The following is a 22,110-nucleotide window of genomic DNA, read 5'->3' on the forward strand; positions in this document are numbered from 1 at the left end:
CAGGTGCCCAGGGTGAGTCCTTCGGCGACAAGCCAGGCGAGGAAGTTGTCGGCCGCGGTGACGTGGCAGCGCACGTTCATGTCCTGGAGCTGGGTGGTGTGCTGGTCACCGATGCGGCGGCGGAGTCGGCGCAGGTGGCGCCAGACCGCGTAGCCGTGCAGGATCCGGCGTTCTGCGGGGTCCGTGTGAACCGGCTCGTCGCCCTGGAGAAATGGATCAGCGAAGCGGTGCCGAACCTCGACCGTTCGGTATGGAACGTGCTTCTCAGCTTGGTTTTCAACCTCGGCTGTTCACCTGACCGCTGATCTTGGTTCGTTCTGAGGACAGCAGGGCGGCCGTTCTTCACACTTCGAGGTGTCGAGCAACGTCGCGTGAAGGAACGGCCGCTGGTGAAGAGTCTCGCCGCTGAACAGTCCGCTGACGCCGCGTTGGGCGTCTTTTCCGGTACCTTCCAGCCTCCGGTCCCGGACCCGCAACGGTTACCGCTCATCTGCCGGTGAATCGACCGGAAGATGGGCAAGCGATTCGTCGGTAACCACTATGTGGACCTCCCGGCGAGGCGGGAGGCGACGTGTCGCAGCGGACACGCCCTGAGCATCGTCATGTGGCTTGCAGCCCGTCGAGGAATTCAGGCATCGGCCGAATGGCTGAGCCGGCGACGGGACGGGTTTGTCGGTTTGAGGCTCTTGGTCCGCCATTCTCGGGCGGCTTCTCCTGCGAGTCATCCTTGGAGCTGACGCAATGCCATACCTGAGGATGACCGGGCCCGTTCCTAGATCAGCTTCAGGTGGTCAGTACTTCGGCTGATCCGGAGGGAGCGGTGCGGACCGGACGATGGAGGAGTCCCCAGCCCGGTGCGCGCCGTACGCGCGCGCGCCGGGCTGTCCGCGCCCCCGATCGGAGCACGACCTCGTGACCACCTCCCCGCCCGTTCCCCGCACTCCCACCTTCGCCGCCCGGGCCACCGACCTGTCCAAGGTCTACGGGCAGGGCGATACCCAGGTGGTCGCCCTCGACCGGGTCAGCGTCGGCTTCGGGCAGTCCCAGTTCACCGCGATCATGGGGCCCTCCGGGTCCGGCAAGTCCACGCTGATGCACTGCGTGGCCGGGCTGGACAGCTTCTCCTCCGGCTCCGTCCGCGTCGGCGACATCGAGTTGGGAGCCCTGTCGGACAGGCAGCTCACCAAACTCCGCCGGGACAAGGTCGGCTTCATATTCCAGGCGTTCAATCTGCTGCCGACCCTCACCGCGCTCGAGAACATCACGCTCCCGATGGACATCGCCGGCCGGGCGCCGGACAAGGCGTGGCTGGACAGCGTCATCCAGATGGTCGGCCTGTCGGGCCGGCTCACGCACCGCCCCGCCCAGCTCTCGGGCGGCCAGCAGCAGCGTGTGGCCGTCGCCCGGGCGCTCGCGTCCAAGCCGGACATCGTCTTCGGGGACGAGCCGACCGGAAACCTGGACTCGCGTGCGGGTGCCGAGGTCCTGGGGTTCCTGCGTGACTCCGTGCGGACGTTGGGTCAGACCGTCGTCATGGTGACCCATGACCCGGTCGCAGCCTCCTACGCGGACCGGGTCGTCTTCCTTGCTGACGGGCGGATCGTCGACGAGATGTACGAACCCACGGCGGACCGGGTCCTCGACCTCATGAAGGCCTTCGACGCCCCCAAGTTCCGTACGAGCTGAGCGGAGCTGGACCGCACCGAGTCGTACCGACCGACACGCACCCCCTGAACGACCCCCGTCCTCCCCTCACCTCACCAGGACAGACATCACCATGTTCCGCACAGCCCTGCGCAATGTCCTCGCGCACAAGGCCAGACTGCTGATGACCGTGCTCGCCGTCATGCTCGGCGTCGCGTTCGTCTCCGGCACCCTGATCTTCAACGACACCCTCAGCGGCGGCTACCGCGACCAGACGGCCAAGAGCTACGCCCACGTGGACGTCGAGGTCAGCTCCTACGACCCCTCCGACAAGGTCCCCGGCCTCAGCCGGAAGGCGCTGGACGAGATCGCCCGGCTCGACGGGGTCGCCGAAGCCGTCGGCCGGGTCGACGGGTTCGCCTCCGTCGCGGACAAGGACGGCGGGCTCATCGGCGGTGGCTCGTCCGGCGTGGGCGCCAACTTCGCGCCCGGGAAGGACGGCAAGGACCCGCTCTACGTCTTCACCGACGGCAGCGGGCCCACCGAGCCCCGGCAGGTCGCGCTCGACAAGGACACCGCGCAGAAGGGCGGCTACCACGTCGGCGACACCGTGCGCGTCGCCTTCAGGGGTCCGGCGAAGCCGTACAAGCTCTCCGGCATCTTCACCACCGACGACACCTGGGTGGCCCTGGGCGACAGCCTGGCGCTGTTCGACACGCCGGTCGCTCAGCGGTTCTTCCTCCAGCCCGGCTTCTATGACTACGCCACCGTCACCGCCGACCCGGGCACGTCGAACACCGAACTGGCCGCCGCCCTCAGGAAGCTGCTTCCGGACTACGCGGACGTCAAGACGGGTCAGCAACTCGCCGACGAGAGGGCCAAGGGAGGCGCGAATGACGCGCAGACGCTCAGTGCGATCCTGCTCGCCTTCGCCGCCGTCGCGCTCTTCGTCAGCGTCTTCCTGATCGCCAACACCTTCACCATGCTCGCCGCCCAGCGCACCCGGGAACTCGCTCTGCTGCGCGCGGTCGGCGCCTCCCGCAGGCAGGTCACCCGGTCCGTACTGATCGAAGCGATGGTGGTCGGTGCCGTCGGCGCCGCCGCCGGGCTCGGACTCGGCGCCGCCATCGCCGCCGTGGCACGGTCCACCATCGGCGTCTTCGGCGCGAAGAACCCGGACGGGCCGCTGGTCGTCACATCGACGACCGTCCTGGTCGCGGCTGTCGTCGGGGTCCTGGTCACCATGCTGGCCGCCTGGCTGCCGGCCCGCCGCGCCGCGAAGATCCCGCCCGTCGCGGCGATCGGCAGCGCACACCTGCCCGCCACCACCAGGTCCCTGCTGATACGGAACCTGCTCGGTGGCATCATCACGCTGCTCGGCGCGGTGGTCGTCGTCGTGGGCGCCGGGGCCGGCGACTCCACCGGCAAAGGGCTCGTCGGGCTCGGGGCCGTCCTCGCGGTGACCGGTGTCATCGTGCTGATCCCGTTGCTGTCCCGGCCCGTCATCGCGGTCGTACAGCCGCTGCTGCGGGCCGGCTTCGGGGTCTCCGGCAAGCTCGCCGGCCAGAACGCCGTACGCAGCCCGCGCCGTACCGGCGCCACCGCCTCCGCGCTGGCCATCGGCCTCACGGTGGTCAGCGCCATGACCGTGCTCGCCACCACCCTCGGCCAGTCCACGGACAAGGTGACGAGGGACATCTTCAAGGCGGACTACATGGTCACGGACAGCGGCGCGGGCCTGGACACCTCGGTGTCCGCCGCACTGCGCAAGGTCCCCGGCGTCACGACGGTGTCGGAGGAACAGCAGTCCTGGATGCAACTCGACGGCGTCCAGGAGGATGTCTCCGCCGTCACCCCGGCGGACTTCGACAAGGCCATCCGGCTCCCGGTCGTCTCAGGCTCGCAGGGCACGCTAGCGAAGGGGCAGGTCGCCGTCGCCGCTGGCGAAGCGCGGGCCCACGGCTGGAAAGTGGGGGACACCCTGCCGGCGGTGTACGGGGACTCCGACAAGAGCCGCAAGCTGACCGTCGGGGCCGTCTTCGAGACCAACGAAGTCGTCATGCCGGTCGTCTTCTCCGCGGACGTGATCGATCCGAACGCCACCTCCACGACTCTCTCGAAGGTCTACCTCAAGACGGATGGCAGTACGAACGAGAAGGCACTCGCCGACGCCCTCGCCGGGTACCCGGGGATCAAGATCGATGACCGGCAGGCCATCCGCGACGAGCTCAGCGGAGCCTACGACACCGTGCTGAACGTGCTGTACGCACTGCTGGCGATCTCCCTGGTCATCGCGGTGCTCGGGGTGGTGAACACCCTCGCGATGTCGGTCTTCGAACGGCAGCGGGAGGTCGGCATGCTGCGCGCCGTCGGACTCGACCGGCGGGGCGTGACGCGCATGATCCAGCTGGAGTCCGTGGTCATCTCCCTCTTCGGCGCGGCGATCGGCATCGCGGTCGGAACCTTCCTGGGCTGGGCGGTCTGCGAGCTCACCAAGGCGGAGATCCCGGGATACGCGTTTGTGCTGCCGTGGGACCGGTTCGGGCTCTTCCTGCTGCTGGCGGCGCTGGTCGGCCTGCTGGCCGCCATGTGGCCGGCCCGCAGCGCGGCCCGGCTGAACATGCTCATGGCCATCAAGACCGAGTAGACAGGCCGAGCGCGCCTCGGGGCCGAAGGCACACCGTGCGCTGGTGGTCCGGCGCCACCACATGCGCGGTGTGCCGTAGGTGGTCCACTGGCGCAAGGCTCCGGAATCCGCAGGCCAAGGACGATGGCTCCGCTGCTTTGGGGTCCTCCAGCCACCTCAAGGGGACGCTTCGCGGGCTGTCTCTTCCGACCGGGACATCGAGGCCGAATTGTGCATGACCTGGCCGTGAGTGAGCGCCGACACGGGCTTCATCGCAGAGCTGGACTCCTGAGGTCCCCTTCCTCGTATCCGGACTGCAACAGGAGCGGCCGCTGCCGGAGCGACGGCAGTGATCCGCAGAGCGCCGCACCGCAGGGCACCCCCGTCTTTCCGCTTTCCCGACTGTGCGAAGAACCATGGCATACCACTGCTTTCACCCCGTCGCAGTTACTTCACAGTTGGCCGCGATGTCGATTGCCTTATTCAGCCAAGACGGAGTCAGACCGCGTCCTCTGTGCGATATTCCGGCTCGCATGATGTGCGATGCGTGCGATCTCCATGATGACGACGATGTGGTACTCCTGCACGGAACCGGAATGGCCGTGGAATTGCGGCGTATCTCCATTGCCCGGGAGGGCCGTTTGCCGCCGGTTGTCGTTCTCGCGCCGCGGCTGGATTGGAACGATGTGTCGCTGGCTCTGAGAAGCCAAGCCCGGGGATATCTGCTGGAGAACCGCTACGAAACACTGCTCCCGTACGCCCTCCTGTGTGCCGTGCATGGCGGATGCGTCCTGGACCCGGTCATCGCCGCTCGGCAGATCCGGGCGGCCGCCCGGGCCAGGGCACGGGCGCGCAGACGCTACGAACTGACGCGTGCGGAGCAGCGGCTGATGGAGTTGATCTCCGCAGGGTTGTCGGTCCGTGAGGTGGCCCAGGAATTAGGCGTGACCCGGCCAACGGTCCGCAACCAGTTGAGCAGGATCTACGGGAAGCTGGGCGTCCACACTCGAACGGAGGCGATCCTGCGCTGGATCGGCCATGAGATGTAGATCATGTTCACAGGCGGTGCTCCGAACCCTGTCGGACCCAGCGCAGTATCGCCTGGGATCGGGAGTTGACTCCGAGCTTCTCGTAGATGCGGGTCAGGTAGTTCCGCACCGTCTTCTCACTCAAGGACATGTGCCGGGCGACCTCACGGACGGTGAACCCGCTCGACAGGAGCTCCATGGTCTGCTGTTCGCGGGGCGACAGCGGGGCCAGGTATTCCGGGGCTGCGCTGGGATTTCTGAGCGGTGTCGCCATCCTGACCTGTTCGGCCGCGATCAGCGGATCGAGAATGCTCGCCCCGTGAGGGGCGCACTGGATCGCCTCGGCGAGGAGGAATCCGTAGCGGTTCTCCAGCAGGTAGCTGACCGCGCCGTGGTCGAAGGCCGATGAGACGTCGCTCCAGTCGAGCCAGGGGGCCAGGAAGACCGCCGGCGGCAGCTGGGCCGGTCGTTCAAGGCGGAAGCGGATCAGTTCCTGCGCCATTCGCTCGCCACGGAAGAGGACGACGTCGTCGCGGGAGCGGATGTCGTGTGGTTCGCGTACCAGACGTACGCGCACGTCCCCCACCGTGTCGGGAATCAGGCCGTGGCGGCAGACCAGGGCGACTGTGAGCTTTTCCATGCGGGTGAACGACTCCGGTGTTTCCTGGTCCCTGGTCGGACGCTGGACTCGTTGACGCGGCTGTCGGGGTGCAGGGGGTGAGTAGGCCCAGGCCGTCATGGGCTGCGGGTGTCAGGTTCCGCGGTCCCGGCGATGAGGTGTCGGCCGAAGCCGATGCCGATGCCGACGCCGACGATGGGCGTGTACTGCGGAGACCTGGCGGCCTCCATGCGCAGCCGCGTCACCGTGATGCGGGCAACAGTGCGTCAGTTGTCGGCGTACGGGGCGTGTGTGCGGGGAGCGGTGAACAGCAGCCGCACGTAGTTGCGGTGCTCCTCCGAAACCCGGCGAGGTCGGTGACCAAGGCGACGGCGAGGGAACTCCGGGCGAGGACGCCGGTGCGGTGAACCAGGACTACGGCCGAATGGTCGCCGGAATCCGCCACCGGGGCCCGCACCACACCCGCGAAGCGGGCAGACCTGCAACGGCCGCATGACCCAGCCGTTGCTCCGCGTCGCCGGGCGGCGGGTCATGCCGGCATCTGGTTGGTTCGCGCCACGTCGCCGTACCAGTGGGCCGATGGCTTGACGATCCGCTTCTGAGTGGTGCGGTCGACCGCTACGAGCCCGTACTTGGGGCGATAGCCGTCCCACCACTCGAAGTTGTCCAGCAGCGACCAGTGGACGTATCCGGTGATGGGCAGTCCGTCGTCGATCAGCTGGTGCACGACGCGCAGCCCTGCTCGGATGTAGTCGATGCGGTCGGCGTCATCCTCGGTTGCGACACCGTGCTCGGTGATGACGATCTCCTTACCGGGGAAGAGGTGCGCCACTCGTCGGATCGTCCATGCGACTGCCTCCGGTGCCCACTGATATCCCATCTGGGTGCGGCGGATCCCGTCGGCTGCTCCTTCCACAGGTACGGCGGCTGCGGCCTGGCGGCGCAGGTGTGGCAGTACGAGTGACTGCGTCAGGCGGCGGCTGCGCAGAAGGGCCGCGCTGAAGTACCCCACGATGCGGGGGGCGTTGACGTCGAGACGGGTGTAGGTCTGGACGCCGACGAAGTCGTCCTCGGCGGTTTCGGCGAAGAACCGGTCCTCGTGGAGTTCCCGAGCCCATTCCAGGGTCGGGGTTCCGCCCGAGTTGGCGTGCCAGTCCTGCAGCGCGTGCGCCATGCCGACCTTGACGCCGGGCTCGAGTTCGCGGATGACCTCCCGGGCGTTGCGATGTGCGGCGTTCACGCCTGCGGCTGCTGCGTCGAACGCGTCGAGGTTCCGGACGAAGGGCGGAGTCGGGAAGGTGCCCAGATACCCCCGCGTGATCATGTTGCCGGGTTCGTTGATCGTGCAGATGTAGGGAGCACGGCCTTGCAGGTGTTCCATCACGTGCCTGGTGTAGCGCCCGAACCAGGACGGGAGGCTGGGGTTCGTCCAGGCGCCGGCGTGGGTGACCCAGGCCGGCAACGTGAAGTGCTGCAGCGTGATGATCGGAGTGATGCCGTGCTCCAGGCAGGTATCCGCCATGTCGACGTAGTGCCGGAGCGCCTCGCGGTCGAATTCTCCCTCGCGGGGCTCGATACGCGCCCACTCCACGGAGAAGCGGTAGGTGTTCAGCCCGAGCCCGGCGAGCAGTGCGATGTCGTCCTTGTAGCGGTTGAAGTGGTCGCAGGCGATGCCGGAGGGGTCTGCCATGGGCGCCTTGGGAGTCGGGTCGGTCTCCCATTCCCACCAGTCGCTGGTCGTGTTGTTGCCTTCGACCTGGTGCGCGGCGGTCGCGGCGCCCCAGCGGAACCGGTCGGGGAAGATCAACGGATCGGACACGGTCAGCTCCTGAGGGTCTGTGCTCGTAGGGATCAGTCCGGACGGCGTGGCGACTGGGCCGGCGGCCGAGTCGCCGGACGAAGAGATCGGACGAAGAGATCGGACGAAGGGGTCGAACGAAGGGGTCGAACGAAGAGATCAGGCGCGCGGTCGTCGAGCAAAACGGACCTTCGGACGACCTGGAACCACCGCACCAGCTGCCTGGGCTCGCTGCCTCGGCTCGGCTGTGGACGGAACGGCATGACGAGTCACCGTGGCCACGGCGACCGTTTGCCGGCCACTACTAACGCGCGTTAGTGATGTGGCCGGTACAGTACATCAGGCGTGGTACACCCACAAGAGCGGAAGGAGGACGGATGGCGGGCCAGGCCGCTGCTCGGCCGGGGGGCCGGGTCACCAGTGCCGACGTCGCCCGGGAGGCCGGAGTCTCCAGGGCCACCGTCAGCTTCGTGCTCAACGGCACCAAGGGGCAGACGATCTCCGAGTCGACGCGGCAACGCGTCCTCGAAGCGGCCGCACGGCTGCGCTACGCCCCCTCGGCGGAGGCCCGCACGCTCAGTCGCGGCCGTAGCGACGTCGTGCTCCTCTATCAGCCCCCGCAGCTGCCGCTGACCGATCTCGGCGCGCTGGTCGAGTTTCTGTCGGCGGAGTTCGCGGCGGTCGGGCTCACGGCGGTGATCCACCCGTGGTCCCGCAAGCCCGCTGGGGACGCGTGGACCGCCATCACGCCCGCGGCCGTTCTCGCATGGGATCTGCCCGACAGCGACGTGGCAGCGATGCGACGCAATGGAGTGCGCGCCGTGGTGTCCCTCACCGCCGAGTCCGACCCCGTCGCGCAGTGGATCTGGGGGCCTCGGGAGAACAGCATCGCCCGGCTGCAGGTCGAGCGGCTGCTCAGGGCAGGGCACCGCCGGCTCGGCTACGCCCGCCCGCACGACGAACGCCTGGCCGAGGCAAGCGAGTTGCGCCTGAAGGCGCTGCAGCGCGCCTGCGCCGAGCGCGGTGTACCGGCCCCTGTGCCTTTGGCCATTCCCAGCGATGAGGAAGGAGCCGGGGCCGCCGTCGACGCCGTCACGGCTTGGCGCGGGTTGACCCCCGCCGTCACCGGCGTGTGCGCCCACGACGCCGTGGCAGCCCTGGCCGTCCTCGCGGGTCTGCGCGAGCTTGGACTGACCGCACCGTCGGATCTGGCGGTGATCGGCGTCGTCGATTCCCCGGCCGCGCGCCTTGCGGCCCCGCCGTTGACGATGGTGGCGGTGGACATGCGGGACACGGCGCGCCACCTCGTCGAGGCCGTCACCAGCCTGCTCGAAGACCGGCCCGTGCCGATCGGCCCTGAGGTCACGAGGGTGATCGAGCGTAGCTCGGTCTGATCTCGGCGCACGTCCCGCAGCACCGCAGCACCGCAGCAGCCCGTGTGCCGTTGTCTCTCGCGAAGCGGGGAATACGGACAACCACTTGCGCGCCCGTCACTAACGCGCTTTAGTAGCGCTCGCGTGACGGGACCGCGCGAGGAAGGGCCCGTTGACGCCAGAAACCGGCTGCGGTGCAGGCGTGACGCCAGCGTCCCTCGACGCCCGTGGGGCGGACCACCGTGGTGGCTCGGGAACCGACCGGCACCGAGCAGGGAATAGCCAACTGCGTTTTCAGCCGGTCACCTCGCAGATCGCCGCCTGCGATCGCCGTCTGCGTCCTCGCGGAAATCGTCTCCCCCGAAGGAGCTTGCGTGACCCCCTCCGATGCCATCGCCGCCACTCTCGTCGCCCAGCGCCCCACTCTCGCCATGCGGCTCGTCAGCGCGGCACTCGGCCGACGAGGACGCCGCAAGGAAGGTGCGCCGGCCGACCTGGCCGCGGATCGCCGACTGCTGCGGCGACTCACGTCCCTGGCTCGCGCACCCCGCGGCGTGAAGCTGACCGAGGAGGTGATCGCGGGCGTCGCGGTGCTTCGCGCGTCGTCCGGTGCGCGGGCCCGCGGCACCGTCCTCTACCTGCACGGCGGGGCCTATATGGCCGGCAGCGCCCGGGACGGCGTCACCGCGGCCCACATGTCCGCCGACAACGGTCCCGACCTGGTCAGCGTGGAGTACCGGCGTGCGCCTGAGCACCCGTACCCCGCAGCGGTGGAAGACGCGTTGGCCGTCTACCGGGAACTGGTACGCGCTCCCGGCCCCGATCGACTGGTGGTCGTCGGCGAGTCGGCCGGCGGCGGCCTGGCGCTGGTCCTCCTGCAAAAGGCGCGAGAGGAGGGTTTGCCGATGCCGGCCGCCGTGGTGCCGGTCTTCCCCTGGGCCGACCTGACTCTCAGCGGCGCGAGCAGTACGGCGAACATCGGACGCGACATGCTCACCCGCTCCCATCTGCTGGAGGCAGCAGGTTGGTACGCCGGCGGGCGTGATCTGCGCGATCCCGGAGTGTCACCGTTGTTCGGTTCCTTCCGCGGCTTCCCGCGCACCTACGTTCCGGTGGGCCGGCACGACCTGTTGCTCGACGACGCACGACGGCTGGTGGCGCGGATGCGCGCCGAGGACGTCCAGGTCGCTCTCGATGAGTGGCCGGGAACGATCCACGGTTTCGTCCAAGTGCCCTCAGCGGAGGGCCGGGAGTGCCGTCGGCGGATACGGGCCTTCGTGCATGAGGCTCTTCCCGCGGTAACCCCCGCGGTCGGCGTGGAACGTTCCTAGAGCCCAGAGCTTTCACAACTGCGGTCCGACGGGCGCATGACCATGTGCCCGACGACAGAGACAGCAGCACCGAGGACAGCCCGGCGGGACCCCCTACCGGCCGGCCTGCGCACGACCTTGGCTGTCGGCGCGTCCGACTGCCGGGTACCCCGACGCCCCGCTTCGGACGGGCCGTTCCGGCCCAAAGGAAATCACCGCTGCTCGGCCACAGGACGTGAGCTGCGCATCGGCCGCTGGGTCCCCGCTCGCCACGCGACCGTACGGCTGCGGGCCCACTTGCCTGCAGCCGTTTGAAGGGCACGCTCCAGTGCCGGTATATCTCCAGGAGTTGCTCGCGTAGCCGGTACATCGGGCGGTTTCGGAGAAGAAGCCGCCCAGTTGCCTGGATCTCCTCAAAGTACTCAGCAAAATGCTCGGCTGGGATTTCCCAGCCGAGCATTTTGACCAAGCACCCTGGCAGAGGCCGCGTCGGCCCCCTGCGATTTGAAGCCCCGAGGGCCATGGGACCGCAACCGAGGGGCAGCTTGTATGGCGAGGCCCTCGGTCAGCTGGATCTGTGTCGTAGACCGGGTGGCTCCCAGGAATCAGACGCAATTTGCCCAGAGGTGCCGTTGGGTGTTGATCCAGAGCCGGAGGATTTGGCAGTCCCTTCCCATCTCGCCCCGGTCGTCATTCTCGCCGAAGGTGTAAGAGGCGGTCGCGCCGGGAGCGCCCTGGCAGCGCGAGTCTGCGTAGGCCGTCAATTTCTCGGTCTCATTGGCCTTAAGGCGCCCGTAAGTCGCAGTGGCTACGGAGCCGCTGACGGTGTAGCAGCGTGAGGGGAAAAGCCCTTGGGGTGAGGAGGACAGAAAGCTGCCACCCCCGACGGAGCTGTTTACGATCTGGACTTTCCAGTCAGTCGCGGCTGCGGATGGAGCCGTCCCCGCAACATGCGCGCCGAGGACTGCCAGTCCTACCAAACCCGCCTTGAAACCGGTGCGAAATGGGCGCTTGCGCAGGAGATTTTCGAACGTGGACATGGGATGATGCTCCATTCAGTGTGGGGGACTGATGTGGATGTGCCAAAACCTGCACATCCCCTCGGCGTTGCGCATGTGGCGGAATGCTGCTGGTGTGCGAGGCACTGGTTCCTCAAGCCCTGCATGGCAGGCGCCGAAGCGTGGGGCATCGGCCACCTGACCACGATCCGCGGTCAGGTGGCCGCTCCGCCGCCGAGATGGCCGTCCGGGCCAACCAGCGACAAGAGGTGAGAACAAGCGAGAGGTTGCTACGGCGGTCAGTCACTCATCGACCGGGCGGCCACCCGCTCAAGGGGGCTGTTCAGCCGGGTACGAGAACACACGTCACGTGATGTTCCAGGTGGTCGTGTTGGGTGCGACGTACGAGTTCGTCCGCAGGAAGGAGGACGGTCCGCAGTTGTTGCTGTGCCATTCGAAGCGCACGGTGTCGCCGCTGTTGACCGGGAAACCGCTCTTCTGGAAGCTGCCGCCCGCGGTGAAGACATATGGGCCGCCGGTGCGTCCGGAACCAGAAGCGGGCTCGTCCGTGATGTACACGCAGTTGGCGCCTCTCGGGATGACCGAGGTACTGACGTTGATCTGGGTGATGGTCGCGGCGGAAGCGGGCGCAGCCGCCAGCGCCACCGCCGAGGCTGCGGCCACAAGCGTGCCCGTGGTGAGGCAGCGTGCACGAGCGAAGATGCTCATCGTGATTCCTCCATCATGGAGTCGGATTTACTGAGGGTGGTGCCCAGCGGTGCAGAGAGCGGCTTCGGGCTTACGTTGCAGCCGACACAGTCAGCCCTTTCTGGTGTCGGGAAACGCTGGATGCCGAGGCTCGTTGCGCGACTCGCCGTAGCTCCCTCACAGCATTCCGATGGGATGTGGTCACGAGTAGAGGCAAACGTCATCGCGTCCCTGACCGTCACCGTCGTGGCGGGCCTGCTGTCATCGTGTTGCTGTGCTCCGTACGCAGGCAGAGGGGAAGGGCGGCGCCGATCGGTCGTCGAGGAACGGCCGTCGTGTCCCCCGACCCGGACCGTCACCACCTGCGGGCCGGGGTTTCGTCAGTCACCACGAGCTTGGGCCGCGACCTGCCTGAAGGCGCCTTCGCGCGGGCGAGGACCGACCGCTGACACGCGATGCCCCGACCTCAACGCGACTGTCACCGCCCGCGACGGCGGAACCGAGTGTGCCCTGCCCTCAACTGCCCAGCACCGGGTTCAGGGTCCCATCCACGTACACCCACGCCCCGTCCACCCGCTCGAACCGGCTCCGCTCATGCAGAGCGCCGCCCCGAAAAGAGGCCCGGAAGGTCACTGTCCCGGTGCTGTGAAAGGCCGAACCCTCGCTCGTGTCGAGGATCTCCAACCCAGTCCACCGCATCCCCGGTACGAAGCCGATCTGATCCGGACGCGTCCTCGGATGCCATGTCCGCAGCAGATACGCCTCGTTCTTATGCACGAAGGCGCTGTAGCGCGACCGCATGAGCGCTTCTGCCGTCGGCGCGGCGGCGGCACCGGAGTGGTAACGCCCACAGCACTGTCCATACCTCTCCAGAAGCCCACAAGGACAAGAACGCACGGTGATACCAGCCATCATCCATTCCCTACCGGCACGTTCTCGACCGCTTTGCGATGCCTGGCCCGGACTCCTGGGACTCCCCGGACTCCCTGGCCTTCACAGCCCGACCATGCCGTGGTCGAACTGCCCGGTGGGTAAGGCGGTGCAACAGGGGCCACCTCGCCGAACAGCATGGGCCCAAATACCCTGTCAGTCTCGTTCACTGATTCACAACTCGTTTCTCACGGGAAATCCACGGAACCTGATCTTGAGTGACTATCATAATGACACTCAGTTCCACCTCGGATCCCCGCTGGACGTGCCGCGGACGCGGTGCGCGAGCAATAGCAGGGCCGGCGCTCGATGAGACCACGAGGGTCCTTCATCCTCGGTATGCGCACGATGAACGAGGTGGCTTTCCCATGACAGGCAGGAATTGCGGTGCCCAGCTCCAATGACACACCCCCACTGACCACCGGAACCACGAGCGGAATCGCCGACGGAATCCATCGCGTTGACGACGAGGGATTCGTCATCGACACGGACAACTGCGACGAGCGCGAACAGGCGTATCGCGAGCGAGGTACCTCACGTGCGATCACTGTCGTCGGAAGCCCAGTGCTCCGCACGGAGTGCCGGGAGGTCACCGAGTTCGACGATGAACTCCAACAGTTGGTCGCGGACATGTTCGCCAGCCAGCGCACCGCACAGGGCGTCGGCCTGGCCGCCAACCAGATCGGCGTCGACCTGAAAGTGTTTGTCTACGACTGCCCCGACGACAAGGGCGTCCGACATGTCGGGGTGGTCTGCAACCCCAGGCTCGTCGAACTTCCCGTGGAAAGACGCCGTCTGAACAACGACAACGAGGGCTGCCTCTCGGTGCCGAACGCGTACGCGAAGCTCGCCCGCCTCGATTATGCCGAGGTCACCGGACAGGACGAGAAGGGCAACCCGATCAAGGTACGAGGCACCGGCTACTTCGCTCGGTGTTTGCAACACGAGACCGACCATCTGAACGGATACCTCTACATCGATCGGCTCTCCAGGCGTGAGCGCAAGAACGCACTACGGCAGATGGCCGAGAGTGAACCGCATTACGCCGTAGTCCTGACGACTGAATCAGCGCCATCTCCGTCTTCGTGACTGGCTGAAGAGCAACCCAGGGCAGGATCTGCGGAGTTGTTCCCGCCGTCCGGGGTTCCCGACCGAACGGACGAGGAGTCTCACCGGCCTTACGGACGCGGGCGGCGTACGGACTGACGGATCACCAGTTGCGTACTGAGGACGACATGGTCGTCGCCGCTGATGCGTTCGCTGCGTTCCAGGGCGAGCCGGACCGCTGTTCTGCCGAGATCCTCGTACGGCACCCGGACCGACGTGAGCGACGGGGTCAGGTCCGCGGCGAAGGGGACGTCGTCGAAGCCCACCAGGGAGATGTCCCGGGGGACGTTCAGGCCGGCGTCGCGGAGCGCGGCCAACGCACCGAGGGCCACCATGTCCGTCCCCGCGAGGACGCCCGTGAAGTCGACCCCCGCCTTCAGTGCGTCCCTCGTGCGCTGGTAGCCGGAGACGCGGGTGTACGGACCGGGGACGTCCAGCTCTTCCGCGTACTCCACGCCGTGCGCGCGCAGGGCGTGGAGGTAGCCCTCCCTCCGTTGCACCCCCGTACTGAGCTGTGGGTCGCCGCCCAGGAAGAGGACGCGCCGGTGGCCCTGGACGAACAGATGGTCTGCGGCCTGGAAGGCGCCTCCGCGGTTGTCGTAGTCCACGACGGTGACCGGGTGATCCCCGGGCAGGGGCGGGCGGCCGACCAGGACCAGACGTGACCCGGCGGCGTCCAGGGCGCGCGCGTACTCGGTCATGCGCTGGAAGTAGACCTCGTCCTGCACCGCCCCGCCGACGAGGACCACCGCGGCAGCGTGCTGCTCGCGCATCAACTGCACCAGGTCGTCCTCGCGGGCAGTGTCTCCGTGAGTGGCGCAGACCAGGCTCAGCCGGCCCCGCAGGGCCGCCTCCTGCTCGACCCCGGCGGCGACATGGGCCAGCGACGGCCCGGTGATGTCCCGCAGGACCAGCGCGACGGGACCGGCCACCCGCCCGGAGAGGGCTTTGGCGTGGACGTTCACCACATAGTGCAGCGACTCCACGGCAGCCATGATGCGCTCCCGGGTGGCGGCCGACACGGGATAGTTGCCGGCCAGGGCCCTGGAAACGGTTGCTACCGACACCCCCGCCCGTTCGGCGACATCGCGAATCGTGCTGGGGCGCTCTTCACCTGCCTGGTTCTTGCGCCGACGCCTGGAAGCCGGGGAGGCGGGCGTTGTGGGAGAACCGTTTCCATTCGCTGTCACACCTCGACGTTACTGCACTGCGCCTCCTCTCGGACACCGGATGGGGCGATCGGTTCACAAATTTCAGTAAACGATTACTGTCGCCATGTTGACCACGCCGACGTCTACCCGCGGGCGGCCAGCGGCAGCCAGACCCGCATGGCGCCCGGCTCGCGGTTGGCCCAGGCGTAGTACGGCACCGCCGTCAGCTCGACGCTCTCCCGGGGTTCGCCGGAAGTCGCCGACGCGTACGGCAGGTAGGGCCAGTCGCCGGACGCATCGTCGGCGCGGAGGCGGTTCCCCGTGACGCTCACCGTCCGCACCCCGCCGAGCAGTTCGGGGCGGTTGCGCACGGTCAGTGGCGTGTCCGGCGGCACAGCGATCGCGTCCGGGTCCAGGCGCCCCGGCTGGTCGGTCTGCTCCAGGCAGTAGACCAGCGGACCGCGTTCGACGGCGGCGCAGCCCCGGACGGCGTCGACGCGCGAGGAAGGGACGGTGAGCCGGGCCGGCATCGCGAGGTCGAGGCGGACGGTGTCGCCGGGGGTGAACGCGCGGGTGACGCGCAGCCAGCCGGAGTCGGCCCCGTCTTCGACGGTGGTGCCGTTCACGGTCAGGGTGTGGTCGGCGCACCACGCCGGCAGGCGTAGGGAGAGCGTGCGCGGCAGGGCGGTGGGAGCCTCGTCCACGGTGACGGTCACCGTGCCCTCCCACGGATACTCCGTCGTCACCCGTACGGTGAGGCCGTCGCCGCCGTAGACGCCCGTGGCGTACTGGTGCAGCTGCAGACCGCTGTCGTCGGCCGTGGCCAGGTAGTGCGGGAGCCCGGCGAGCAGGCGCATGACGTTGGGCGGGCAGCACGCGCAGCGGAACCAGGGGGTGCGGTGGGCGGTCTGGTCGCCGGGGCGTTCGTGTGAACGGGCCCGCCGATGAAGCGGGTTGACGTACAGCCAGGTGCGGCCGTCGAGACCGGCGCCGGCCAGGAAGCCGTTGAACAGGGTGCGCTCGACGAGGTCGGAGTAGCGGGCCTCGCCGGTGAGCAGGGCCATGCGCCAGGAGAAGTGGACGGAGGCGATGGCGGCGCAGGTCTCGGCGTAGGCGCGGTCGGCCGGCAGTTCGTGGGCGTCGCCGAAGGCCTCCCAGTCGTGCCGGGAGCCGACGGCGCCGGTGAGGTAGGTCTTGGTCGTGACCATGTCCCGCCACAGCCGCTCCAGCGCCGTGCGGAGTTCCGTGTCGCCGGTCTCCGCGGCCAGGTCGGCGGCTCCGGCGAGGAGGTAGAGCTGGCGGACGGCGTGGCCGGTGACCTCGTCCGCCGCGCGGACCGGCGTGTGGTCCTGCCAGTACTCGGGCCCCGGGTCGCGGTCGTGGCCCCGGTCGGCGCCGGAGGAGAGGGTGCCGTGGCCGCGGCGTTCCAGGAAGTAGCGGGCGAGGTCCAGGTACCGCTTCTCGTCGGTCGTCCGGTGGAGTTCGACGAGGGCGGTCTCCACCTCGGGATGGCCGCAGACGGTGTCCACCTGCTTGCCAGGGCCGAAGACGGAGTCGATGTGGTCGGCGAGCCGGCGGGCCACGGCGAGCAGCCGGTCGGAACCGGTGGCCCGGTGGTGCGCCACGGCGGCCTGGATCAGATGTCCCGCGCAGTACAGCTCGTGTCCCCAGCCCGGCTCGGTCCAGGGGATGCCGCCGCCGAGCTGGTAGTACGTCTGGAGGTAGCCGTCCTCGCGCTGGGCGGCGGCGATCAGCTCGACGATGGCTTCGACCTCGGTGGCGAGTGTCTCGTCGGGAGTGTCCGCGAGCTGCCAGCAGGCGGCTTCCAGCCACTTGTAGACGTCGGAGTCCTGGAACTGGAAGTCGCCGGAGAAGCCGGTGCCGGACGGGGTGTCCGCGCCGTCGGTGCGCAGGGCCGCGGCGGCACGGAAGTTGGCGAGGTTGCCGGCCTGCTCCAGCCGCCCCGGGCCCTCGGCGAGGGAGATCCGGGCGTTGACCCGGCGACGTTCGGCCCAGAAGCCGCCCTCGATGCGGGCCGCGGAGGCGGGACGCAGGGGTGAGACGGCACGTGGGGAGGGGTGGACCGGTCCGGCCTGGGTGGTGTTCAAGGGTGTCTCCGAGGGAAGAGGGACGGGCTGGGGTGGGGTGGGGTGCGACGGGATCGGCGTTGCGGGAGCCCGGCGGGCGGGCGGCGTCCTCGGCCGTCGGGTGGGCGTCGAAGTCCTCAGGCGCTGATCGCCAGTTCGGCCCGGTGGACCGGGTGGGCAGGCGGCAGCCCCGTCGTCAGGCGTTCCAGTTCCGTCACCACCGTGCCGCCGAGGCGGGCCAGTTCGTTGCCGAGGGAGCCGGCGATGTGCGGCGTGAGGAACACGTTCGGAAGGCGGTAGAGCGGGGAGTCCGCGGGCAGCGGCTCGGGGTCGGTGACGTCCAGGATCGCGCTGAGCCGGCCGTTCACCAGTTCCTCGGTGAGCGCGGTGTGGTCGACGAGGGCGCCCCGTGAGGTGTTGATGAGGACGCCGCCGTCGGGGATGAGCGCCAGCCGCTCGCGGTTGAGCATGTGATGGGTCTGCGGGGTGTCGGGGGCGTGCACGCTGACGATGTCACTGGTGCGCAGCAACTCGTCGAGGCCCAGTGGGACCGCGCCCAGCTCCGCGGCCTCGGCGGCGTTGACGTAGGGGTCGTGGAGGCTCACCGACAGCTCGAAGGGCCGCAGCAGTTCCAGGACCCGGCGGCCCACCCGGGAGGCGCCGATCAGACCGACCCGGCGGCCGAGGTTGCCGACCGTCGCGTACTCCGTCGCAGCGGGGTAGACGTGCTCGGCCCGGAAGCGTTCGCGCAGCCCGAAGGCGTCCTTGCCGGCCAGCAGGATCGCGGCGAGCGTGTACTCGGCCACGGGCAGGGCGTTGGCCCGCACCGCGCTGGAGAGGGTGAGACCGCGCTCCCAGAACGGCTCACCCACGAGGTGGCGGACGCTGCCGCCGGCGTGCAGGACGGCGCGCAGTCGCGGCGCCGCCGCCAGTACCTCCGCGCCGAGGTGCGGGCAGCCCCAGCCGGTGACCAGTACCTCGGCGCGGCCCAGGGCCTCGGCCACGGCGGGATCGGAGAAGTCCTGGGCGACGAGCGTGGGGTCGACCCGTGCCAGTTGCTGGAGGCGGGTCAGCAGCGGAGGCGGGAAGAGTTCGGGCAGATGTACCGGATTCATGGCGAAGAGGGCGAACGGCGGCACTGACGTATGCATGCTGCTCCTGGGGAGGGGTGCCGGGATCGGCCGGCGACAAGCCTGAGCGTCACAGTAAACGTATTCCACGCTAGAAGCCCCAGAGAGCCCGGTCAATGACCAGCTCTGCGACACAGGTACGTCACAGAGAGTCCACCCACCTGCCCCGCGATGGCGCGAACGTCCATGGTCAGGCCCATCGACAGGTAACGTTCTGGAAAGTCGAGCGAAACAATCCGGCGCCACCTCTTGTGGATCTGGCTCCCTCGGTCGTACCGTCCACGACAACAAACGATTACTGCCTCGCCGCGCAGTACCCGTTTCTCTCCCCTCGCGTCGCCCTGACCGCGCCGTTCCCCCACGTGCAGGCGCCGTCCCGTTCCTTTCGTGGAGGACCGATGTCCAAGTCCGGTATCCGCCCCAGGGCCCTTGTCCCGGTGGCCGCCGCCGCTTCTCTCTCCCTGCTGCTGACCGCCTGCTCGGACGACTCCGGCTCCGAAGCCTCGGCGGCCACGAAGGGCAACGTCACCCTGGAGTTCTGGAGCTGGACGGACGGCATCGAGGCGCAGACCGAGGTGTGGAACAAGGAGCACCCCGAGACGCAGATCAAGTTCGTCAACGCCGCCGGTGAAACCGCCTACCAGAAGCTGCGGGCCGCGGTGAACGCGGGCACCGCGCCCTGTCTGTCCAAGATGGACGGGATGAATTTGGCGAACTTCGCCGCCGACGGGCTACTGACCGACATCAGCGAGGTCGCGGCCAAGTACAAGGGCGCGTACACGGTCGCCGCGTGGAACGCGGTCAGCCCCGGCGGCACCACCTTCGGCATTCCGATGGGGTCGGCGCCGCTGTTCACCGCCTACCGCGCGGACCTGTTCCAGAAGTACGGGATCGAGGCCCCGAAGACCTGGGACGACCTGATCGCCGCCGGCAAGAAGGTCCAGGAGAAGGACGAGAACGTCAAGATCTACAACATGGCGGGCGAGGACCCGAGCGCGCTCGTCGACCTGTCCTGGGAGGCCGGTGCCCAGTGGTACAAGGTGGACGGCGACCACTGGGTCGTGAACTTCACCTCACCCGAGGCGCTCAAGGCCGGTGACATAGTCCAGCAGCTCGTCGACAACGACCTCGCGTCCAGCGCGTCGTACGCCGACCCGGGCGTCTTCAAGACCTGGGACCTCGGCAAGACCATCGCGATGACCACCTCGACCTGGCAGCTGCCGATCTACGACACCAACTTCCCCAAGTCCAAGGGCAAGTGGCAGCTCGCCGACTCGCCGGCCTTCGACACCGCCAAGCCGCAGACCTCCAGCAACTTCGACACCACCGGCGTCCTCAAGGGCTGTAAGTACCCCGACCGCGCCGCCGAGTTCGCCGCCTGGCTGAGCAGCAGCAAGGAGTCACTGACGGCGCTCACCGACCCTGCCTCCAAGTCGGGCCTGTTCCCCGCGGTCAAGGACGTCTCGCCGTACGTCGACAAGATCATCCCGACCGGGATGTTCAACGGGAAGTCGGACAGCGCGCAGGTGATCACCACGGCGGCCTCGCGGGTCGGCGAGCAGTGGCAGTACGGCCCGAACTACGCGGCGATGTACTCCGAGATGCAGAAGCAGTGGGGCAAGGTCATGAAGAAGCAGCTGACGGTCAAGGACATGCTGACCTCGCTGCAGAAGTGGACCGTGGACGACCTCAACCGCAAGGGCATCAAGGCCGTCGCCGGCAGCTGACCTCCCCTGTAGGCCCCCGCCTCTGTAGGACCCACCTCTGGAGACACCCGTGTCCACCCTGACGCGACCCCCCAAGGTCGCCACCGACTCCCCGGCCCGGCGGCCCTCCCCCCGCCGGGCCGGGAGCCGGGGAGCCCACAAGGGACTGCTGTTCGCACTGCCCTTCCTGCTCGGCTTCCTGGCCACGTACGTCGTGCCGATCGGCTACGCCTTCAGCCAGAGCCTGCGGGAGAAGAAGAGCAGCGGTCTCGGCTTCGGCCCGACCCGGGTCGTCTTCACCGGCTTCTCCAACTTCGCCTCCATCCTCGGTGACGGCGACTTCTGGTCGAGCATGCTGCGGACCCTGCTGTTCGGCGCGGCGCAGATCACGGTGATGCTGGGCCTCGCGCTGTTGCTCGCCCTGCTCCTGGACGGGGTGGCCGCCCGCGCGGTGCGGTTCTTCCGCGCGGCGCTGCTCATCCCGTACGTGGTGCCCGCCGTGGTGTCCACCGTGATCTGGCTGTTCCTCTACAGCCCGACGGGCTCTCCGCTGCTCGACCTCGCGCACGGCGCCGGCACGGACATCACCTTCTTCGGCGGCCTCAACACCTACCTCTCCCTGGGCAATCTGCTGACCTGGCAGGGGATCGGGTTCAACATGATCCTGATCTCCGCCTCGCTGCAGGCGCTGCCCCGCGAGCTGTACGAGGCGGCCAGGCTGGACGGGGCCCGGGAATGGCGGATCGCCTGGTCGGTCAAGATTCCCAACATCACCGGGATCCTGGTGCTGACCGGCATGTTCTCCCTCATCGGGCGGCTGCAGCTGTTCGCCGAACCGCTCCTGCTGCGGCAGATCGCGCCGGAGTCGATCAACACCGACTTCACTCCGATGATGGAGATCTACGACAAGGCGTTCAAGACCGGTGACTACCAGTACGCCGCCGCCGAGTCCCTGGTCCTGGCCGTGGTCACCGGCATTCTCGCCTTCGTCTTCTACCGGGTCACGAACAGGAAGATGTCATGAGCGCTGTCGCATCCGGGGGCGGCGTGCGCCCCACCCGCCGCGCGGTGGCGCTCACCACCGGCCTGCTGGTCCTCTTCCTGATCTACTCACTCGCCCCGACGTGGTTCCTGATCGTCTCCGCGACCAAGAACCAGACGGACCTGTACTCCACCTTCGGGCTGTGGTTCTCCTCCAACCACCTGGCGGACAACCTCCAGGAGATCTGGACCTACCACGACGGGGTGTTCACCCGCTGGATCGGCAACTCGATCCTCTACTCCACACTCGGCGCGGCCGGTTCCACCCTGGTCTCGCTCGCCGCCGGGTACGGGCTGTCGCGGTTCGACTTCCGGGGCCGGGGCGCGTTCTTCGCGGTCATCGTCGGTGCCTCGCTGCTGCCGAGCACCCTGCTGGCCTTCCCGCTCTATCTCGTCTTCGCCGAGGTCGGGCTGACCAACACCATCTGGTCCGTACTCATCCCTTACTTCATCAATCCGTTCGGGGTCTACCTGGGCAAGGTGTACGCGGACAGCTCCATCCCCACCGAACTGATGGAAGCGGCCCGTCTCGACGGCGCCGGGGAGCTGCGGATCTTCTGGTCGGTCGCGCTGCGGCTGATGCGGACCGGCGGCATCACCATCTTCATGCTCGAGTTCATCAACATCTGGAACAACTTCTTCCTGCCCCTGTTCATGCTCACCGGTGAGCGCACGTTCCCTGTGAGCCTCGGGCTGTACTCCTGGCTCCAGCAGGCGCAGACCGCCCGCGACATGAACACCCTCGTCCTCACCGGGTCCCTGTTGTCCATCGTTCCGCTCGCGGTCTTCATGTTCGCGCTCCAGAAGTACTGGCGCAGCGGAATCCTCATGGGCAGCCTCAAGTAAAGGATCAG

At 68.1% G+C, this 22,110-nt stretch carries 19 protein-coding genes; 11 read left to right on the forward strand and 8 right to left on the reverse strand.

The genetic code is table 11. The annotated features are described in order from the left end of the window. Window positions 1-62 precede the first annotated feature (62 nt). The 4 genes from ACZ4UU_RS18215 (at window position 63) to ACZ4UU_RS18230 (ending at window position 5,319) form a co-directional block, all read left to right on the forward strand. The gene (locus ACZ4UU_RS18215; RefSeq protein WP_468040903.1) at window positions 63-305 is read left to right on the forward strand and encodes a hypothetical protein; all 243 of its coding nucleotides are present in this window, start codon (window positions 63-65) and stop codon (window positions 303-305) included. 607 nt (window positions 306-912) lie between these two features. Continuing rightward, a complete protein-coding gene (locus ACZ4UU_RS18220) occupies window positions 913-1,686 on the forward strand; it encodes an ABC transporter ATP-binding protein (protein WP_468040905.1) in 774 nt (257 codons plus the stop codon). Between the two features lie 91 nt (window positions 1,687-1,777). Then, entirely contained in the window at window positions 1,778-4,291 is a 2,514-nt protein-coding gene (locus ACZ4UU_RS18225) for an ABC transporter permease (protein ID WP_468040906.1), read from the forward strand. Between the two features lie 575 nt (window positions 4,292-4,866). Further along, entirely contained in the window at window positions 4,867-5,319 is a 453-nt protein-coding gene (locus ACZ4UU_RS18230; protein ID WP_468040908.1) for a response regulator transcription factor, read from the forward strand. A 7-nt stretch (window positions 5,320-5,326) separates the two neighbouring features. Here the strand turns inward: ACZ4UU_RS18230 and ACZ4UU_RS18235 are convergent, their stop codons facing one another. Next, a complete protein-coding gene (locus ACZ4UU_RS18235; RefSeq protein WP_468040909.1) occupies window positions 5,327-5,938 on the reverse strand; it encodes a helix-turn-helix transcriptional regulator in 612 nt (203 codons plus the stop codon). 153 nt (window positions 5,939-6,091) lie between these two features. On the opposite strand from ACZ4UU_RS18235, the gene ACZ4UU_RS18240 reads away from it, so the two are divergent. Then, on the forward strand, window positions 6,092-6,241 hold the full coding sequence (locus ACZ4UU_RS18240) for a hypothetical protein (protein ID WP_468040911.1): 150 nt from the start codon (window positions 6,092-6,094) through the stop codon (window positions 6,239-6,241). Window positions 6,242-6,446: 205 nt separating this feature from the next. Here ACZ4UU_RS18240 and ACZ4UU_RS18245 read toward each other — a convergent pair whose 3' ends face one another. Further along, window positions 6,447-7,736 (reverse strand): glycoside hydrolase family 1 protein, encoded by a 1,290-nt coding sequence (locus tag ACZ4UU_RS18245; protein WP_468040912.1) that lies wholly within the window; start codon window positions 7,734-7,736, stop codon window positions 6,447-6,449. 356 nt (window positions 7,737-8,092) lie between these two features. Between ACZ4UU_RS18245 and ACZ4UU_RS18250 the strand changes: the two genes are divergently transcribed. Both ACZ4UU_RS18250 and ACZ4UU_RS18255 read left to right on the forward strand, forming a co-directional pair. Further along, window positions 8,093-9,109 carry a LacI family DNA-binding transcriptional regulator gene (locus ACZ4UU_RS18250; protein ID WP_468040913.1) on the forward strand — a complete coding sequence of 339 codons (1,017 nt, stop codon included), beginning with the start codon at window positions 8,093-8,095 and terminating at the stop codon, window positions 9,107-9,109. Between the two features lie 353 nt (window positions 9,110-9,462). Next, complete coding sequence (locus ACZ4UU_RS18255; RefSeq protein WP_468040915.1) at window positions 9,463-10,419, forward strand: alpha/beta hydrolase; 957 nt, start codon at window positions 9,463-9,465, stop codon at window positions 10,417-10,419. A 584-nt stretch (window positions 10,420-11,003) separates the two neighbouring features. Here the strand turns inward: ACZ4UU_RS18255 and ACZ4UU_RS18260 are convergent. From ACZ4UU_RS18260 to ACZ4UU_RS18270, 3 genes are all read right to left on the reverse strand, one after another. Continuing rightward, on the reverse strand, window positions 11,004-11,438 hold the full coding sequence (locus ACZ4UU_RS18260) for a hypothetical protein (protein ID WP_468040916.1): 435 nt from the start codon (window positions 11,436-11,438) through the stop codon (window positions 11,004-11,006). Window positions 11,439-11,762: 324 nt separating this feature from the next. Then, window positions 11,763-12,125, reverse strand: a complete 363-nt coding sequence (locus ACZ4UU_RS18265; RefSeq protein ID WP_468040918.1) for a hypothetical protein — start codon at window positions 12,123-12,125, stop codon at window positions 11,763-11,765. Between the two features lie 495 nt (window positions 12,126-12,620). Beyond that, entirely contained in the window at window positions 12,621-13,016 is a 396-nt protein-coding gene (locus ACZ4UU_RS18270; RefSeq protein WP_468041136.1) for a YchJ family protein, read from the reverse strand. Window positions 13,017-13,448: 432 nt separating this feature from the next. Between ACZ4UU_RS18270 and def the strand changes: the two genes are divergently transcribed. Beyond that, window positions 13,449-14,123 carry a peptide deformylase gene (gene def, locus ACZ4UU_RS18275; RefSeq protein WP_468041138.1) on the forward strand — a complete coding sequence of 225 codons (675 nt, stop codon included), beginning with the start codon at window positions 13,449-13,451 and terminating at the stop codon, window positions 14,121-14,123. 89 nt (window positions 14,124-14,212) lie between these two features. Here the strand turns inward: def and ACZ4UU_RS18280 are convergent, their stop codons facing one another. The 3 genes from ACZ4UU_RS18280 to ACZ4UU_RS18290 all read right to left on the reverse strand — a co-directional run bounded on the left by ACZ4UU_RS18280 (window position 14,213) and on the right by ACZ4UU_RS18290 (window position 18,530). After that, the gene (locus ACZ4UU_RS18280) at window positions 14,213-15,331 is read right to left on the reverse strand and encodes a LacI family DNA-binding transcriptional regulator (RefSeq protein ID WP_468040919.1); all 1,119 of its coding nucleotides are present in this window, start codon (window positions 15,329-15,331) and stop codon (window positions 14,213-14,215) included. A 104-nt stretch (window positions 15,332-15,435) separates the two neighbouring features. Continuing rightward, on the reverse strand, window positions 15,436-17,400 hold the full coding sequence (locus tag ACZ4UU_RS18285) for a glycoside hydrolase family 127 protein (protein ID WP_468040921.1): 1,965 nt from the start codon (window positions 17,398-17,400) through the stop codon (window positions 15,436-15,438). A gap of 116 nt (window positions 17,401-17,516) precedes the next feature. After that, window positions 17,517-18,530: a hydroxyacid dehydrogenase gene (locus ACZ4UU_RS18290; RefSeq protein WP_468040923.1), complete on the reverse strand. Its 1,014-nt coding sequence runs from the start codon at window positions 18,528-18,530 to the stop codon at window positions 17,517-17,519. Window positions 18,531-18,907: 377 nt separating this feature from the next. On the opposite strand from ACZ4UU_RS18290, the gene ACZ4UU_RS18295 reads away from it, so the two are divergent. The 3 genes from ACZ4UU_RS18295 to ACZ4UU_RS18305 are packed head-to-tail and all read left to right on the forward strand — an operon-like array spanning window position 18,908 to window position 22,102. Beyond that, window positions 18,908-20,236 (forward strand): ABC transporter substrate-binding protein, encoded by a 1,329-nt coding sequence (locus ACZ4UU_RS18295; RefSeq protein WP_468040924.1) that lies wholly within the window; start codon window positions 18,908-18,910, stop codon window positions 20,234-20,236. Between the two features lie 49 nt (window positions 20,237-20,285). Next, window positions 20,286-21,239: a carbohydrate ABC transporter permease gene (locus ACZ4UU_RS18300; RefSeq protein WP_391200447.1), complete on the forward strand. Its 954-nt coding sequence runs from the start codon at window positions 20,286-20,288 to the stop codon at window positions 21,237-21,239. Continuing rightward, the gene (locus tag ACZ4UU_RS18305; protein ID WP_468040926.1) at window positions 21,236-22,102 is read left to right on the forward strand and encodes a carbohydrate ABC transporter permease; all 867 of its coding nucleotides are present in this window, start codon (window positions 21,236-21,238) and stop codon (window positions 22,100-22,102) included. The genes ACZ4UU_RS18300 and ACZ4UU_RS18305 overlap by 4 nt, the downstream gene beginning before the upstream one ends. Window positions 22,103-22,110: the final 8 nt, after the last annotated feature.

It is taken from the genome of Streptomyces sp. NPDC028907 (assembly GCF_055564995.1).